Source organism: Phycisphaerae bacterium, from assembly GCA_017999985.1.
GTDB lineage: Bacteria > Planctomycetota > Phycisphaerae > UBA1845 > Fen-1342 > JAGNKU01.
In genome coordinates, this window is sequence record JAGNKU010000001.1 from 612,908 (window position 1) to 629,050 (window position 16,143).

Sequence of the window (16,143 nt, forward strand, 5' to 3'; positions counted from 1 at the left end):
GGTGCTACGCCCCCAGCTCGCGGCTGCGGTGAAAGGCGGCCTCAACGCCGGCGATGATGTGCTCAAAGACCTGGCTGTCGCGCATGGACGCGAGCGCGGCCGCCGTGGTGCCGCCCGGCGAAGTTACCTTTTCGCGCAGTGTGCCGGGGGCCTCACCGGACTCGAGCATCATGCGTGCCGCGCCAAGCGCGGTCTGTTTCGCCAGCAGGCTCGCATAGTGCGGCGAGAGTCCGATGCGCTTCGCCGCCTCCATGAGCGCTTCCGTGAAAAAGTAGTAGTAGGCCGGTCCGGTCCCCGAGACGGCCGTGACGGCGTCCATGAGAGCCTCGTCGGTGATGTGCACGCTCTTGCCGCCAGCATCGAAGATCCGTTGCGCGCGCAGCAGGTCGGCCTCGCTGGCGTAGCGCCCGGCACACACGCCCGCCATGCCGGCCCCGACGTGCGACGCCAGGTTCGGCATGGTGCGCACCACGCGGGCCTTGATCTGCGGAAAACACTCCTCCAGCGACCGCGTGGAGACGCCCGCCATGATCGACACGACCAAGTGATCCTCGCGGACCAGGTTCGCGAAATCGTGCACAGCGTCGCGATACTGCTGCGGCTTGACGGCCAGCAGAATGATGTAACTCTCGCGCACCAGGTGGCGATTGTCGTCGGTGGTTGTAATGTGAAAGCGCTGCTCAAAAAGCTGGCGGCGCTGTGGGTTCGGGTCCGAGGCGATGATGCGGTCCTCCAGCAGGATGCTGTTGCGGAGGATGCCGTGGACGATGCCCTCGGCGGCATTGCCCGCCCCGATGACTCCGATCTCATACTGCGTGGGCACGGTGCGCTCCTCGCATAAACCCCGCGGCCCGCTCCCGCCGGCCACGCCACTGCGATCTACTCACCGGGTCGCGCTGCCGCGACGGGCGTTACGGGCGTGGCCGGCGGCGTCGGGGCGGGGGACGCGGGTACCAGCGGGTTGACGGGAGTGTTCGGCATGACGACGGCACTGGCCGGCAACGTCCGCGGCACCACGGTCAGCACGTCGTCAAACAGCCGCCGAATCTCGATCGCCGCGCGCCGGCCGCTGTCGCCCAGCTTCCAGACTACGGTGCCCTTGCCGCAGGCTTCGGCATAGGCCTGTCGGAGACAGAGGCACGTCCGCGCCAGTGGGAACCCGTATTTGCCGACGGCCTCCATCGCGATCTGGGCCAGGCGCGTGCGCGGCTGCACGCGGTTCAGGATCGTCACGACCTGGGGACGCTCCGTACGATGCACGCGCAGCCGGAGGTTGTAGAGCATCCGCGCCGTGCGATACGAGGCGCGCACATCCATCATCGACGGCCCGATCGGCAGCAGCACCAGGTCGGCGGCCGCCGCCAGCACCACCGTCTCCGCGCTCAGTGCCGCCGGCCCATCCGCGAGCACGACGTCGTAGACCGCACTGAGCCGCGGCAGGCGCTCATTCAGCTGGGCGACCGTCTCGCAGCGCTCGATGCGCAGGCCCGGCGCGGCCTGCGCCAGCCACTCAGACGTGCTCGCCTGGGCGTCGGCGTCGACCACCGCCAACCGGACCCCGCGCTCGCGCAACCAGACGGCGGCGTGGACGGCAATCGTGGACTTCCCCACGCCGCCCTTGCTGTTTACAACTGCGACAAACATGCCGCCCGGTCCCTAATGTCTGGTTGCAGGTGGCGCCGCGGCACTACGCGGCGCCGCTTCTACGACATGCGGTTCAGGTCCACTGCACGCGGGCGCGATCGGCGGCTCCGCCGTGCGCGGCAGGTGCTCCGTGAAGCGCGTCGCGCCCGGGGCCCGCAGCTCGCCGGCGGGCGCTGCGCCCAGCCGGATCGTGGCCTGCGGTGGCGGCGGACTCTCCGGCGTGTGGCAGACGAACTTGTCGCGCCCCTGCTGCTTGGCGGCGTACATCGCCCGATCGGCGGCGTCGATGAGTTGTCGCGCGTCCCATCCGCGGCACCATTCAGCCGCGCCGATGCTGGCGGCAATCGGCAGCGGCGTGTCCTGGTACTGCGCCGCGTCCTCGTGGATCGAATCCAGCAGCCGCCGGGCGACCTGTTGCGCGCCCTGCAAATCGGTGGCGGGCAGCATAATGATGAACTCGTCGCCGCCGACGCGGGCCGCGCCGTCGAACTGCCGCAGCACGCCGCTGATCCGCCCGGCCAGGTGCCGCAAGAGGCAGTCGCCGGCGGCGTGACCGGCGCGGTCGTTCACGGCCTTCAGGCCGTCGAGATCGAGCATGAGGATGGAGAGCGTGGCGCCGAAGCGCTCGGCGCGGTGGATTTCCTTCTCCAGCGCTTCCATCATCCAGCGCTGGTTGAACAGGCCGGTCAGGCTGTCCACGCGGGCTTCGAGTCGTGATTGCTCGAAGGCGCAGGCGTGGTGCACGGCCCGGCCGAGGAAGGCCAGAATCTCCTCCAGCGGCAGGCCGACCTCGGTCTGGATCGTGCGGGCACAGCCACTGAAGCAGAGCACCCCCCACAGGCGGCCCGCGCTTTGCAGCGGCGCGACCAGGCAAGCCTCGTCCGGGTACGGTCGCGGCACGTCCCGGTTGATACCGTGACTGGCGCGTTGCGCGCCCGCACGGTCCGTGCGGAGGATATGCCCCGTGCGGGCGACCGCCGCCATCAAGCTGGTCTGCACTGCGTCCAGGCGCACGGTCAGATCAATGGGGCGTGTGTGTGTAGTTTCGGCCAGTGTCAGCACGTCCTGGCCGGGGCCGCGCAGGTACAGTGAGGCGTCACGGTAGCCCAGGCGCGGCGGCAGGCTACTCACGCACTGGCGGCACAACGCCTTCAGGTCGAGTTCGAGAAACTCGAGCAGCCACGCCGGCAGCGGGCGGCCACCGCTCGGGCCGACCATCAGCGGCGCGCCGGGTGTCGATGCCGGCACGCCGGCCCAGAGGACCTCGAGCACGGCCGGCGAGCAGGGTTTGCGGATGAAGCGGCCCGCGGCGAGCCCGCCTGGGAGCGGTTGTTGGAATGAATGGAAGTAGACGCGCTGCCGGGCGGTGGGGGCGGCGGTGCCGGGGGTCGTGTCCAGGTCGATCCAGACCTGCGCGACCTCCAACGGGCCGCACTGCGCAACTTCATCCGAGCCAAGGCATTGGAGCAGGCAGCGCGGGGGACGGCGGCGGGCCACCGCGGCCCGGAACGACCGGTCGTCGGTGATCAGCAGCACATCCGTGTGTCGTCCGGGCATCGCAGTTCCACTTTGCGCTTACCAATGCGCTTTATCGGGGGCCGGCAGCAAATAACTGTAGTCCGCGCGCGGTCTCGCCCGCGGCGGGGAAGCGCAATTTTGATGTGCCGACCGGCAGGAATCGACCGATAGGAAGGGGCGCTGCGGCGTCGCGCCGCAGCCGCGCTGAACGTGCAGGATGCAGGTGCAACGCTCAGGATGAGCAAGCCGCGGATGTTCAACTCGCTCGGCGAACTGCTGGCCGGCCGCTGGCAGATTCCGCTCGCGCTGGTGGCGGCGGCGGCGGTCGGGTTCGCGCTCTACCGCGCCAGACCGCAGCCCCCCCAAGTCGACCTGCAGACCGTTCTGACCGACCTCACCGTACTCGAGGAAACCTCCGGCGTGACCGCGGCCGCCAACGCCGCCGCCAATCTGCTGGAGCTGAAGCCGCCCCTGCCGCCCGAGCAGCGCGCCGCGTTGCACGACCGCGTGGCGGAGTTGCTGTTTCGGGCCGAGCGTGATCAGGCCACGCACCGCGCGGAAAACGCCCGCCGGCTGCTGGAGCATGATCGCGCGGCGCAGGCCCTGGGCGTGCCGACCGCGCCGGAGAAGCTGCTGCGCGCCGCGCTGGCGCGGCAGTGGCTCGGCGAAAACGACGCGGCCAGCGCCGGGCTGCAGGCCGCCCTGGCCGCCGGGCTGCGGGCGAAGGATCGCTGGACGGCACGGCGGGCACTGGTCGAACTGCTCGTCGGCGACCCGAAACAACGCACGGCGGTGCTGGAGGACGTGCTGCGCGAGGATGACGTCAGCGCGGCCCAGCAATGGTGGGCGCTGCACACGGCGGTGAGCGACGCGCTCGCGGGCGACGACCCCGCCCGGGCGCGGGAGTTGCTCACCGCGTACGGTGACGGGCTGAAGAACTCGGATCTCAAGGGCTACCTGGACTACCTCTGGGCGTGCGTGGCGCTGCATGAGGGCCGCCCGGAAGAGGCCGGCCCGATGATGCGCTGGGTGGACACGTGGCTGAAGCGCGGTCGCCGGGCCAGTCAGGAGCTGGATGGGCTCGCGCACCTGCCCAGCCTGAACAGTTGGCTCGCGGGGCGGATTGCCCTGGCGCAGCGCCAGCCGGCCGATGCGCTGGTGGCGTTCGACGAAGCCCTGGAGTTTCACCCGGGTCCGGAGCTGCGGATCGCCGTGCACACCGGGCGCGGACTGGCGCTGGCCGCGCTCGAACAGCATTCCGAGGCGCTGGCCGCGTTCCAGGTGGCCGTGGATGAGGCCCGGCGCGCCCCCGCGCGTCATCAGCGGGCGCTCACCGAGCTCCAGCAGGCTGTCACGCAGCTCGCCTTCGCGCAGCAGTCCGCTCGCAACCGGCCGGCGACGCTCGACTATCTGACGCTGGCAGCCGCGCTGACGCCGGACACGGACCCGGAGAGGCAACTGGAACTGTTCGAGCAGTTGGGCCGCGAATATCAGGCCGCGGCGGCAGCGGAAAGCGATCCAGACGTGCGGCGCCGCGACTGCGGGCAGGCTGGGCACTACCTGGAGCGTGCGGCCCAGCGGGCCCGTTTCGACGAGACGCGCCTGGCGGCGCTGTTGTGGAACGCGGCGAACGAGTACGACCGGGCGGGGCGGGTCCACGACATGCAGCGCATGCTGCGGCAATTCATCGCTGGGCGGACTAACCACCCGGCGATGCCGCGGGCCGTCCTGCAAATGGCCCGCGCGTACGACATGTTCGGCGACGTCGACGGGGCGCTGACCTGGTACCAGCGCGTGATTGACGAGTACCCGCGGCTGGAGGAGGCGGCGCGCGCCAAGGTGCTGCAGGCGGGGGTCCTGGTATCGCTGGGGGTGGAGCATTTCCCGGTCGCCGAGCAGACGCTCACCAACCTGCTCGCCGACGGCAGCGTCGCGCCGAGTGCGGCCGTGTACCGCGACGCGCTGCTGGCGTTGTGCGAGTTGGTTTACCACCAGGAGCGGTTCGCCGAGGCCATCGGCCGGCTGCAGGACTTCCTGGCGCTGTATCCCGAGGATCCGGAGCAGTACCGCGCGCGGTTCATGCTGGCCGACGCGCACCGGCGCAGCGCGTACGTGCTGCGCGACCGGCCGCCGGCCAGCGAGCCCAGCCTGGCGGTGGCCGCGGAGAGCCGGCAGCGCTTCCAGCGCGCCGCGGATCTGTTTGACGAGCTGCTGGGCGATCTGGGCACCGTGGCCCGTCCGGACGCGGCGCTCCGCCTGTATGCGCGGCTGGCCCTGTTCTACCGGGGGGATTGTCTGTTCGAGCTGAACGACCCGGACACGCTGCAGGCGGCGCTGGCCGTCTATCGCGCCGCCGCGGCCCGCTACGACACCGAGCCCGCGGCGCTCACCGCGCAAGTCCAGGCGGCCAACACGCTATTGCGCCTGGGCGACGTGACCGAGGCCGCCCGGGCGGTGGAGCGGGCCCGCTGGCTGCTGCGCAGCATTCCGGCCGAGGCTTTCACGCGACTCAACGGCGGGAGCCGGGCCGAGTGGGAGCAGTTCCTCTCCGTGCTTTCGTCGTCGGACCTGTTTCAGACCGTGTTTGCCGCCCGACCGTGACGGCCCGTGTTCCGCAGAGGAGCAAGCGTATGAGCACCACCCTCACCAGCCAACTGGATCCGAACCGGCTGATTGCCCTGCTCGAGCAACAGCGCGATCTGTACCTGAAGCTGCGCGAGTTGAGCGACAAGCAGCGCTCGATGATCGCGGGCGACCGCCCGGAACTCCTGCTGCACATCCTGCGCGATCGGCAGGACCTCGTGACTTCGCTGGCGCGGCTGAACGACCAGTTGTCGCCGTTCCGCCGCAACTGGGACGCGATGTACTCCGCGCTGCCGGATGAGCGCCGCGCGCAGGCTTCAGGGCTGCTGCAGGAGATCAACGGATTGCTGCGGGTGATCCTGCGCACCGACCAGGAAGACGGCGCGCTGCTGTCGGCCCGCAAGCAGGCCACGGCGCTCGACATCGCCAGCACGACGGGCGGGCGGAGCGTGAACGCCGCCTACGCGCGCCAGGGCGGCGCGGGCGCGGGACCCGCGGCGGCGGATATCACGGGCTGACGCGGTGCGGCCCGCGCGAGACCTGACGGAGTGAACGATGTCGGATGCGCATGACAGCCTGACCGCCACCGCGAGCGGGGGTGGCTTGTCCGAGATCCTGCGCGAGTACATGGACGTCACGGGCCGCCTGCAGCATACGCACCAGGCCCTGCAGCAGGAGGTCGTCCGGCTGCGGGCGGAGCTGGCGGGCAAGGACCGCGAGCTGGAGCTGCGCCGCCGGCTGGCGGCGCTGGGCGAGCTGGCGGCCGGCGTGGCGCACGAGGTGCGCAATCCGCTCGGGGCGATCCAGCTCTACAGCGGGCTGCTGCGCAACCAGTGCGCGACCCACAAGCTGGCGCCCGCGCTCCAGCTCATCGAGAAAATCGACGCCGGCATCCAGGCCATCGAGGCCGTCGTGCAGGACACGCTCGCGCTCGTGCCGCGCGATCGCAAGCTGGCCGCGTGCCGGCTGGCGGAGATCTTCGCGCGGGTGCGCGACGCGACGCTGAAAACGCTGACGGCGTGCCGCGTGGACCTGGTGCTGGACTGCGCCGACGACACCCTCGCGGTGCGGGCCGACCCCGACGGCCTGCAGCGCGTGCTGATCAACCTGGTGGTCAACGCGGCTGAGGCTTCGCCGGCCGGGCGCACCGTCGAGCTGCGCGCCGCGGCCACGACGGACACGGAAGTCGCGCTGGGCGTGCGCGACGAGGGGCCCGGGCTGCCGGAGGAAATCCGGCACCGCATCTTCGACCCCTTCTTCACCACCAAGCAACACGGGACGGGTCTGGGACTGACGATTGCACACCGCCTGATTGACGCGTACGGCGGGCGCCTGACGGCCGGCAACCGGCCGGCGGGCGGGGCGGAGTTCGTGATCACGCTGCCGCGTGCGGCGGCGACAGAGATGGCGGAAGAACCGGATACGACAGCACGGCAGTTTAGCGCCGCGTAGGCCAAGGAGGCCCCATGGCATGCATCTGCGTAATTGACGACCAGGCGATGATGCGGGACTCGCTCGAAGCGACCCTGGCGGCCCGCGACCACAAGGTGCTCGCATTCGAAAACGCCCAGGAAGCGCTCACCATGATCAAGCAGCAGTCGTTTGACGTGGTGCTCACCGATCTGCGCATGCCCGGGCTGGATGGCGTGGGCCTGCTGCGCGAGATGCGCCGCATGGGGATCGACGTGCCGGTGATCCTGATGACCGCGCACGGCTCGGTCGGCAGCGCCGTCGAGGCCATGAAGCTCGGCGCGTTTGACTACATCCAGAAGCCCTTCGACGGCCAGGAGATCGAGATCATCATCGAGCGCGCCCTCCGCGAACGGACCCTGGTGCGCGACAATGAGATCCTGCGCCGCACGATCGAGGACCTCAGCCGCGACCGGCAGCTCGTCGGCGAATCGCCCGGCATGCGGCCCGTGCTCGACAAGATCCAGCGCGTGGCCCAGAGCTCCGCGACCGTGCTGATTACCGGCGAAAGCGGCACGGGCAAGGAGCTGATCGCCCGGGCCATCCACGCCGCCTCGCCGCGCGCGGACCAGCCCATGTTGTGCGTGAACTGCGCCGCCCTCTCGCCGACGCTGCTGGAGAGCGAACTGTTCGGCCACGAGAAGGGCGCTTTCACCGGCGCGGACCGGATGCGCAAGGGCCGCTTCGAGCTGGCGGACGGCGGCACGCTGCTGCTGGACGAGGTGTCCGAGATCGCGCCGCCGCTGCAGGCCAAGCTGCTGCGTGTGCTCCAGGAGCACGAGTACGAGCGCGTCGGCAGCTCGGTGACGCGGCGCGTGGACGTGCGCGTCATCGCCACGACGAACCGTGACCTGCGCGACTGGGCGGCGAAGGCCCGCTTCCGCGAGGATCTCTACTACCGGCTGAGCGTGCTGCCGATCGAAGTCCCGGCGCTGCGCGACCGGCGCGAGGATATCCCCCTGCTGATGGACTACTTCATCGGGCACATCGCCGCCCGCGAAGGCCGCGAGCGACCCAAGTTCGCGGCGGAGGCGTTGCGCGTGCTCCAGGAGTACAGCTGGCCCGGCAACGTGCGCGAACTCGAAAACCTGTGCGAGCGCGTCTGCGTGCTGGAGGCCGGCCGCGAAGTCACCGCCGCCACGGTCGCCCCGTTCCTCAACGGCCCGATCAAGACGGCCGTGGCCGCCGCGCAAGGCGTGCAGTATCGCGACGGACAAATCCTGGGCGACGCGGAGCGCGATCTGATCCTGCGGACGCTGGAGCGCTTCGGTGGGCACCGGGAGCGGACCGCCCGGGCCCTGGGGATCGGGCTGCGCACGCTGGGGCTCAAGCTCAAGCGCTGGCGGGAAGAGGGCTCGTTCCAGGAGGAGCGGCGCCGCCGCGCCACCGTGATGGTGTGACGCGGTCCGGCACGCGACTTGCCTGTATCTGGAGAGCCTCGGCCCGTAGCGGACGGCAGGAATGTGGATTGACCGCCTGACAGCCTCGCGCACCATGCACGCCCTCGAGCTGGCGGCGCGCTTCGCGGAACAGCGCCAGCAGGTCCTGGCCGAGAACCTCGCCAACATCGACACCCCCGACTACCAGACCCGGCGGCTGGATCCCAAGGCCTTCCAGGCGTCGCTGCACAAGGCCCTGGCGGCGGCCCGCCAGGACGGGCAGCGCCGGCTGAAGCTGCGCGGCAACGCGCAATTCGCGACCGAACCGGACGGCGAAATCCGTGTCCGTCCGGCGACGGAACCGGCCCCCAACGTGCTTTTTCACGACGGCACCAATGCCCGGCTGGAACAGACCCTGACCGACATCAGCCGGAACGCGATGTCGTACGAAATGTCGACCAGCTTGCTGCGCGGCAAGTTCCAGAACCTGCTGCGCGCGATCCGAGGCAGGACTGAATGATCCGTGCGCTGGATATCAGCGGGTCAGCCCTCACGGCCCAGCGCGTCCGACTGGACGTGATCTCCGGCAACATCGCCAATGCCGAGGTCACGCGCCAGGAAGACGGCACCTGTGTGCCCTACCGGCGCCGCTTCGTGACCTTCATGACCGGCGACGGGCAGGGCGGGCCCGGCGTCCACGTGGACGAAGTTGCGCTCGACGCGTCGCCGTTCCGGGAGAAATACGACCCCGGGCACGCCGACGCGGACCCGCGCGGCTACGTTCAACTCCCGAACGTCAGCATCACGATGGAGTATGTGGACGCGCTGGCGGCCAGCCGGGCGTACGAGGCGAACGCCGCGATGGTCGGCGTGACGCGCACGATGATTCAGCAGGCGTTGCGCCTGTTCGCGTAAAGCGCGCGCCCCGCCGGGGCGCCACGGGAGCGCGGAGACCGATATGGTGGATCCGATCTCACCCGAGCGTCTCACGCCGCTGCGGCCGTCGCCGACCCCCGGCGTGGTGTCCTTCGACCGGGAAACGGCGCCGGCGGACTTCGCGACGCAACTGCGCGCGCAACTGGAGCAGGTCAATCGCATGCAGGCCGAGGCGGACGAGGGTATTCAGAACCTGATCGCCGGGCGGAACGACAACATCACCGAGGTGTTGACGTCGGCCCGCAAGGCCGAGGTGGCCTTCAGTCTGCTGATGGAGATCCGCAACAAGCTCGTGGATGCGTACACCGAGCTGAAGCAGCTGCGCGTGTAGCGCGGCGGCGGGGTCCGCGCGGAGCGCGGGTGTGACCGGGTGGGCGGAGCCGGCCCGGGTGCAAGGATGCGTGGCGGCGGAGTCCGCCCGGAGTGACCAGGATGGGCGCACTCCAAAAAACGATGGCTCAGGTCGTGGCGCGCCTGCGCGACATCAACACGTCGCAACGGATCGCGCTGCTGCTGGGCGGGGCCCTGGTGGCCATCTCCCTGCTCTGGCTGGTCCAGTGGGCCGCCCGCCCGGAGATGGTGCCCCTGCTCGACCAGGACCTGCAGGCCGAGGAGATCACGCAGCTCCGGGGCGGCCTCGAGACGCTGGGCGAGCGCAACGAGCTGCGCGGCAGCCGGGTCTACGTGCGCGCCGCCGCGAACCGCCAGGCGCTCATCGCCCAGTTGCAGCAGCAGGAGAAGCTCCCCGCCAACACCAGCACCGCCTTCTCCAACCTCGTCAAGCAATCCGACCCGTGGATCTCGATGGAGGAGAGCAACCGCCGCTGGACCTTCGCGCTCCAGCAGGCGCTCGAGCAGGTGCTGCGGCAATTCAACGGCGTCAAGAGCGCCAGTGTCTTCCTGAACCTCGGAACGCACGCCAAGGCGTTCACGCGCACCCCGCCGCCCAGTTCGGCCAGCGTCACGCTGACGATGAAGCAGGACGCCGAGGTCCCGCGGCCGCTGGCCCTCGCTGCCGCCCGCCTGGTGTCCGGGGCGGTCAGCGGCCTGCCCGTGCACAACGTTGAGGTGGTCGATGCCGCGACGGGCCGCGTGGCGCTCGACTGGGACGGCGAGCAGGACGTGGGCACGCAGCTTGAACGCCGGCTGGCGAAAGAGGAGCTGCGCTACGCCGAGAAGATCCGCCAGCAGGTCCCCGACGCCAAGGCCCTGGTCAGCGTGCAGGTCGAGCTGAATTCCACCACGACCAACACGCAAACGGAGCAGCCGCTCAAGGGCATCCCGAAGACGGAGCGCACGACGCGCCAGGAGACGACCCGCGGCCGCCAGGCCGACGTGCCGGGCGTGCAGGCCAACGTCGGGCTGACGGCCGGGGGCGGCGGCAGCGTCGAGACGCAGTCCGAAGAGACGTCCGAGACCGAGACCGAGGTGGGCCTGGCGCGCAAGGTGGAGGCCACGCCCGCGGGTGAGGTCCAGAAGGTCACTGCGGCCATCAGCCTGTCGCACACCTATCTCGAAGGCGTGTTGCGGCGCACCGGCGTGGCCGCGGACCCGCCCACCGACGCTCAGATCGAAGAGGTCTTCCAGCGCGAGCGGACGCGCCTGCTGGCGCAGGTGGTCCAACTGGTGAAACCGCAGGTCGAGGACAACGTCGCGATTTCGCGCTACTACGATACGGCGGGCGAGGCCGCCGGGGCAAGCAAGGCGGGGACCCTCAACGAAACACTCGACCTGGTGCGGAGCTACGGACCGCAATCCGGGCTGGGGCTGCTGGCGCTCGTGGCGCTCGGGCTGATGCTGCGGATGGCGAAGCGTTCGGACACGGCCGAGTCGTTCGGGCTCGAGCTGGGGCTGCCGAAGGAGGCCATCGAGGCGGCGCGGGCAGCGGCGCAGGACGTGTCGCGGGTCGCCGGACGCCCGGGCGCGGCGGGCGGACGCCGGGGCGGCGGCGCGGGCGGCGCGCACACGGTGGACAGCGGCCTGCCGACGGTGGAGGCCACGCTGGCGCCCAGTATCGAGAGTGCCGCGATCACGGAGGGCATGCTGGTGGCCCAGGAGGTAGATCCGGCCACGGTGCAGACGCGGAAGATGCTCGAGCAGGTCGCGCAGATGGTCGAGAGCGACTCCGAGAGCGTGGCCTCGCTGGTCGAGCAGTGGGTGCAGCGCAACGAGCAATACCACGACGAGGCGACGTAAGCCATGGCCCGCGCCTTTCGCACCGAAATCAAGAGCATCGAGGACCTGAGCGGCCTGCGCAAGGCCGCCGTGCTGCTCGTCGCGCTGCGCCAGGACACCGCGGCCAAGATCATGAAGAATATGGATCGCGAGCGCGTCGAGGAACTCTCGCGCGAAATCGCCGCCATCGACGCGATCGCCCCCGAGGTGCGCGAGCACGTTATCCGCGAGTTCTACAACCTCGTGCTGGCGCGGCAGTACGCCGACGCCGGCGGCATGGCCTGGGCCCGGGCCCTGCTGCAGAAGACGCTCCCGCCCGACGAGGCCCGCCGCGTCGTGGCGATCATCGAACACCAGGTCCACGAGCAGCCGTTCAGCTTCCTGCAGAAGACCGAGAAAGAGAACCTGGTGACGTTCCTGCAGGAGGAGCACCCGCAGACGATCGCGCTGGTGCTGTCGCACGTGCCATCCGGGATGGCCACGGACATTCTCTCCGCGCTGCCGACCGAGCGGCAGATCGAGGTCGTTTCGCGCATCGCCAACATGGACCAGACCAGCCCGGACGTCATCAAGGAGGTCGAGCGCGGCCTCGAGAAGCGCCTGGCGGGCCTGGTGTCCGAGCGGTTCGAGCGCGTCGGCGGCATCGCCGCGGTGGCCGAGATCCTCAACATGGCCGGCCGCTCCACCGAGAAGGCCATTCTCGAGGGCCTGGAGCAGGACAACCCGCAGCTCGTCGAGCAGATCCGCCGCCTGATGTTCGTCTTCGAGGACATCATCCGCGTGAACGACAAGGGCATCCAGGCGGTGCTCAAGGAGGTCGAGAACGAGGAGCTGGCCCTGGCGCTCAAGACCGCGAGCGAGGACCTCAAGAACAAGGTCTTCAACAACATGTCCGAACGCGCCGCCCAGCTCATCAAGGAGGAAATGGAGTTCATGGGCCCGGTGCGCATCAGCGACGTCGAGGCCGCGCAGCAGCGCATCGTGGACGTGGTGCGCCGCCTCGAGGACGCCGGCGAGGTCATCATCGCCGGCCGCGGCGGCGAGAAGGAACTGATTGTCTAGCGCCAGCGACGCGAGAATCTGCCCATGGGCGGTGTGATCCGGCGAGAAAACGTGCCCGCCGCCTCGGCGTTCTCCTTTCAGGACGTCGAGTCCGAGGCGGAACGCATCCTGGCCCGCGCGCGGGCCCACGCGGCGCGCGTGCTCCAGGAGGCCGACGTCCGCTCGGCCGAGCTGGCCCGGCAGCGTCAGCGGGCCGGCTACGAACAGGGCCTGGCCGAAGGGCGGGTCGTCGGCCTGCAGCAGGCAAAGGAAGAGGCCCGGGCGGCGGCGCTGCAGACGGCCCAGGCCGAGCTGTCGCACCTGACGCAGGCGCTGCGCGCGGCGCTGGACCGGGTTGAAGCCGACAAGCGCCGCCTGCTCGCGCAGGCCGAATCCGGCCTGATCGAGCTCGCCGTCGCGATCGCGCGGCGCGTGTGCAAGACGCTGACGGAGCGGTCCGCCGCCCCCGCGCTGGCCAATGCCCGCGCGGTGCTGGAGCTGGTCCAGCACCACGACGACGCGGTGCTGCGCGTAAACCCCGCGGATTACGAGCTGCTGCGTGAAGTGGCTTCGCCGACCGCCGGGCACATCGCGGGCCTGGAACATGTCACCGTGACGCCTGAGCCGGACGTGGCGCGCGGCGGCTGCCGATTGGAGACCCGCGCCGCCGAGATCGACGCCTCCATTGTCGGCCAGCTCGACCGGGTCGCGGCGGCGATCTGCGCGTCCGCCGAGGCGCCGCCGGCCCCGACACCGGAGCCGACCCCGTGAGCGCGGCCACGGTCACCCGCGCGCGGCCGAGCGCGCCGGCGTGTTCCGCGCCGAGCGTCTTCACCACGGTCGCGGAGGAGGTTGCGGGACTGCTCAGCGAGCGCGTCGTGGGGCGCGTGCGGGCGGTGCGCGGTCTGACCGTCAGCGCCGGGGGCCTGCCCGTGCCGGTCGGGGCGCGCTGCGAGATCCACACGCGGCGCGACGGCGTCGTCGCCGCCGAAGTCGTCGGTCTGCGCGACGCGGAGGCCCTGCTCTCGGCGTTCGGCGAGGCGACCGGCATTGCCCCGGATGATCGCGTCGTCTGCGTGTCCGGGCCGCCACGCGTGCCGGTGGGCATGGATTTGCTCGGACGGGTCATCGACGCGCAGGGCCGGCCGCTGGACGGGCGCCCGCCGCCGCTGCTGAACCTGCGCTACCCGCTGTACAACGCGGCGCCGCCCGCGCTGCTGCGTCGGCCGATTGACGAGCCGCTCGGGCTGGGGATCCGGGCGATTGACGGGCTGCTCACCGCGGGCCGCGGGCAGCGCCTGGGCATTTTCGCGGGCACGGGCGTGGGCAAGAGCGTGCTGATGGGCATGATCTGTCGCCACACGCAGGCCGCGGCGAACGTGGTCGTGCTGGTGGGCGAGCGCGGCCGCGAAGTGGGCGATTTCATCACACGGCAGCTCGGGCCGGAAGGCTTGGCGCGGAGCGTCGTCGTGGTCTGCACGTCCGACGAGGCCCCGGCGCTGCGCGTGCGGACCTGCCTGCACGCGACGGCCATCGCCGAGTATTTCCGCGACCAGGGGCTCGACGTGCTGCTGCTGATGGACTCGCTGACCCGCATGGCGATGGCGCAGCGGCAGATCGGCCTGGCCGCCGGCGAGCCGCCCACGGCGAAGGGCTATCCGCCGAGCGTGTACGCCCTGCTGCCGCGGCTCCTGGAGCGCGCCGGGCGGACCGCGACGGGCAGCATCACCGGCATCTACACCGTGCTCGTCGAGGGCGACGACCTGGACGAGCCGCTCGCCGACGCGGTGCGCGGCATTCTCGACGGCCACATCTGGCTGTCGCGGGCACTGGCAAACCGCGGCCACTACCCCGCCGTGGACGTGCTCAACAGCATCAGCCGCGTGGCGCCGGACGTGACCCCGCCCGAGCACCAGCAGGCGGCCCGCACGGTGCGGCGGGTGCTGGCGACCTGGAACGACATCGAGGACCTGGTGAGCATCGGGGCGTACGTGCCGGGCGCCAACCCGGACTACGACGTGGCCGTGCAGTCGCGCGCCGCGGTGAGCGCCTATCTCACGCAGGCACAAGCGGAGCACTGCACGTTCGCCGAGGCGTCCGACGGCCTCTGCCAGCTTGGCGCGCTGCTGGAGAAGACGCGGCAGGCGGCGGTCAGTCGGAAGGCGGCGGCCAAGCCGGCCGAGGTCCAGCCGCGCTGAGGCGGCCTGAGGAATCGACATGGCGCGACGGTTTCAGTTTCGGCTGGAGACGCTGCTGCGGGTGCGGCAACTGCGCGAGCGCGAGGCGAAGCGCAATGTCGCCGCTCAGCGCGCGGAAATTGCGCGGCTCGACCGGCTGAACGAGCAGACCGCGGAGGAAATCGCGCGGCAGCAGGAAATCCTGCTGCAGGGCCAGCAGCGGGGCGTGCTCGACCCGCTGACGCTGCAGCGCGGGCGGGCCTGGATCGGGCACCTGCGGCGCACGATCGCCCAGCGGCACGTGCAGCGGGCCGAAATGGTGTCCCGTCTGCGGGAATTACAGGCCCTGTGGCAGGCGGCGCGCACGCAGGCGCGCATCATCGAGAAGCTCCGCGAGCGCCGCTGGACGGAATACCGCCGAACGCGGGACCGTCAGGAGCAGGCGGCGGCGGACGAGTTGGCACAGCAGTTGCACGGCTACGACCTGCGGTAGCGGCGCGGTGCGCCGGGTGAAAACGTGTTCGCAAAGTTCTTCAACACCGTGGCGACGATCGCGCTCGCGTCCGTCCTGGCCGCCGGTGGCTTCGTCGGCTACCTGGTCGGCACCGGGAAGCTGAACGCAACCCGCGTGGAGCTGGTTGCCGACGTGCTGCGCGGCAAGCTCGACCAGCTCCCCGATCCGAATGCCGTGGTGGCTAGCCAGCCGACGACGCAGGTGGCGCGCGAAGTGCCGCGTGCCCCAACCGAGGACGAGGTGCGCGAGCTGCGCAAGCGTGAGCACCTCGAGCGCCTGGCGGCCGAGCGGGCCGTCCGCGACCTCGAAGCCCAGCAGCGCCTGCTGGACCAGGCCCTGCAGCACGTGTTGCAGGAGCAGGAGAAGCTGGCGTTGGAAAAGTCCGAGTTCGCCAGGCAGCGCGAGCAGATCAAGGTTGCCGCCCATGACGAGGGCTTCCAGAAAGAGCTCGAGCTGGTCTCGGGACTCGCGCCGCGGCAGGCCAAGGAACACGTGCTGCGCCTGTGGGAGCGGCAGCCCGCGGACGCCGTGCGGCTGATGAACGCCATGGACGAGGGGCGCGCCCGGCGCATCCTCGAGCAGTTCAAGACGCCCGCCGAGTTGAGTATCCAGACCGATCTGCTGGAGCAGATCCGCTTACAGGGAATGGAAGGCAACGCTGAGCAGTCAAGGATGACCCGCGGCGCCGCGGCACGTTAGGTGCGAC

General features: G+C 70.5%; 16 protein-coding genes. 13 read left to right on the plus strand and 3 right to left on the minus strand.

Annotated features, from left to right (window positions below):
• Positions 1-4: 4 nt before the first annotated feature.
• The 3 genes from KA383_02450 to KA383_02460 are packed head-to-tail and all read right to left on the minus strand — an operon-like array spanning position 5 to position 3,201.
• Positions 5-823: a pyrroline-5-carboxylate reductase gene (locus tag KA383_02450; GenBank protein MBP7744963.1), complete on the minus strand. Its 819-nt coding sequence runs from the start codon at positions 821-823 to the stop codon at positions 5-7.
• A gap of 56 nt (positions 824-879) precedes the next feature.
• Positions 880-1,644, minus strand: coding sequence for a ParA family protein (locus tag KA383_02455; GenBank protein ID MBP7744964.1), 765 nt, complete (start codon positions 1,642-1,644; stop codon positions 880-882).
• Positions 1,645-1,656: 12 nt separating this feature from the next.
• Positions 1,657-3,201, minus strand: coding sequence for a sensor domain-containing diguanylate cyclase (locus tag KA383_02460; protein ID MBP7744965.1), 1,545 nt, complete (start codon positions 3,199-3,201; stop codon positions 1,657-1,659).
• A gap of 198 nt (positions 3,202-3,399) precedes the next feature.
• Between KA383_02460 and KA383_02465 the strand changes: the two genes are divergently transcribed.
• From KA383_02465 to KA383_02525, 13 genes are all read left to right on the plus strand, one after another.
• Positions 3,400-5,763 (plus strand): tetratricopeptide repeat protein, encoded by a 2,364-nt coding sequence (locus tag KA383_02465; protein ID MBP7744966.1) that lies wholly within the window; start codon positions 3,400-3,402, stop codon positions 5,761-5,763.
• Between the two features lie 29 nt (positions 5,764-5,792).
• A complete protein-coding gene (locus KA383_02470; GenBank protein ID MBP7744967.1) occupies positions 5,793-6,263 on the plus strand; it encodes a hypothetical protein in 471 nt (156 codons plus the stop codon).
• A 37-nt stretch (positions 6,264-6,300) separates the two neighbouring features.
• Positions 6,301-7,197, plus strand: a complete 897-nt coding sequence (locus KA383_02475; GenBank protein MBP7744968.1) for a hypothetical protein — start codon at positions 6,301-6,303, stop codon at positions 7,195-7,197.
• A 14-nt stretch (positions 7,198-7,211) separates the two neighbouring features.
• On the plus strand, positions 7,212-8,615 hold the full coding sequence (locus KA383_02480) for a sigma-54-dependent Fis family transcriptional regulator (GenBank protein ID MBP7744969.1): 1,404 nt from the start codon (positions 7,212-7,214) through the stop codon (positions 8,613-8,615).
• 61 nt (positions 8,616-8,676) lie between these two features.
• The gene (flgB, locus tag KA383_02485) at positions 8,677-9,114 is read left to right on the plus strand and encodes a flagellar basal body rod protein FlgB (GenBank protein MBP7744970.1); all 438 of its coding nucleotides are present in this window, start codon (positions 8,677-8,679) and stop codon (positions 9,112-9,114) included.
• Entirely contained in the window at positions 9,111-9,509 is a 399-nt protein-coding gene (flgC, locus tag KA383_02490; protein ID MBP7744971.1) for a flagellar basal body rod protein FlgC, read from the plus strand. Before flgB ends, flgC begins: the two co-directional genes overlap by 4 nt.
• 43 nt (positions 9,510-9,552) lie before the next feature.
• Positions 9,553-9,861: a flagellar hook-basal body complex protein FliE gene (gene fliE / locus KA383_02495; protein MBP7744972.1), complete on the plus strand. Its 309-nt coding sequence runs from the start codon at positions 9,553-9,555 to the stop codon at positions 9,859-9,861.
• A gap of 101 nt (positions 9,862-9,962) precedes the next feature.
• A complete protein-coding gene (locus KA383_02500; GenBank protein ID MBP7744973.1) occupies positions 9,963-11,726 on the plus strand; it encodes a hypothetical protein in 1,764 nt (587 codons plus the stop codon).
• A 3-nt stretch (positions 11,727-11,729) separates the two neighbouring features.
• Positions 11,730-12,767, plus strand: coding sequence for a flagellar motor switch protein FliG (gene fliG / locus KA383_02505; protein MBP7744974.1), 1,038 nt, complete (start codon positions 11,730-11,732; stop codon positions 12,765-12,767).
• 24 nt (positions 12,768-12,791) lie between these two features.
• Positions 12,792-13,517: a hypothetical protein gene (locus KA383_02510; protein MBP7744975.1), complete on the plus strand. Its 726-nt coding sequence runs from the start codon at positions 12,792-12,794 to the stop codon at positions 13,515-13,517.
• Complete coding sequence (locus KA383_02515; protein ID MBP7744976.1) at positions 13,514-14,944, plus strand: FliI/YscN family ATPase; 1,431 nt, start codon at positions 13,514-13,516, stop codon at positions 14,942-14,944. The genes KA383_02510 and KA383_02515 overlap by 4 nt, the downstream gene beginning before the upstream one ends.
• A gap of 19 nt (positions 14,945-14,963) precedes the next feature.
• Positions 14,964-15,416, plus strand: a complete 453-nt coding sequence (locus tag KA383_02520) for a flagellar FliJ family protein (GenBank protein ID MBP7744977.1) — start codon at positions 14,964-14,966, stop codon at positions 15,414-15,416.
• Between the two features lie 24 nt (positions 15,417-15,440).
• Positions 15,441-16,136 (plus strand): hypothetical protein, encoded by a 696-nt coding sequence (locus KA383_02525; GenBank protein ID MBP7744978.1) that lies wholly within the window; start codon positions 15,441-15,443, stop codon positions 16,134-16,136.
• The last annotated feature ends 7 nt before the right edge of the window (positions 16,137-16,143 follow it).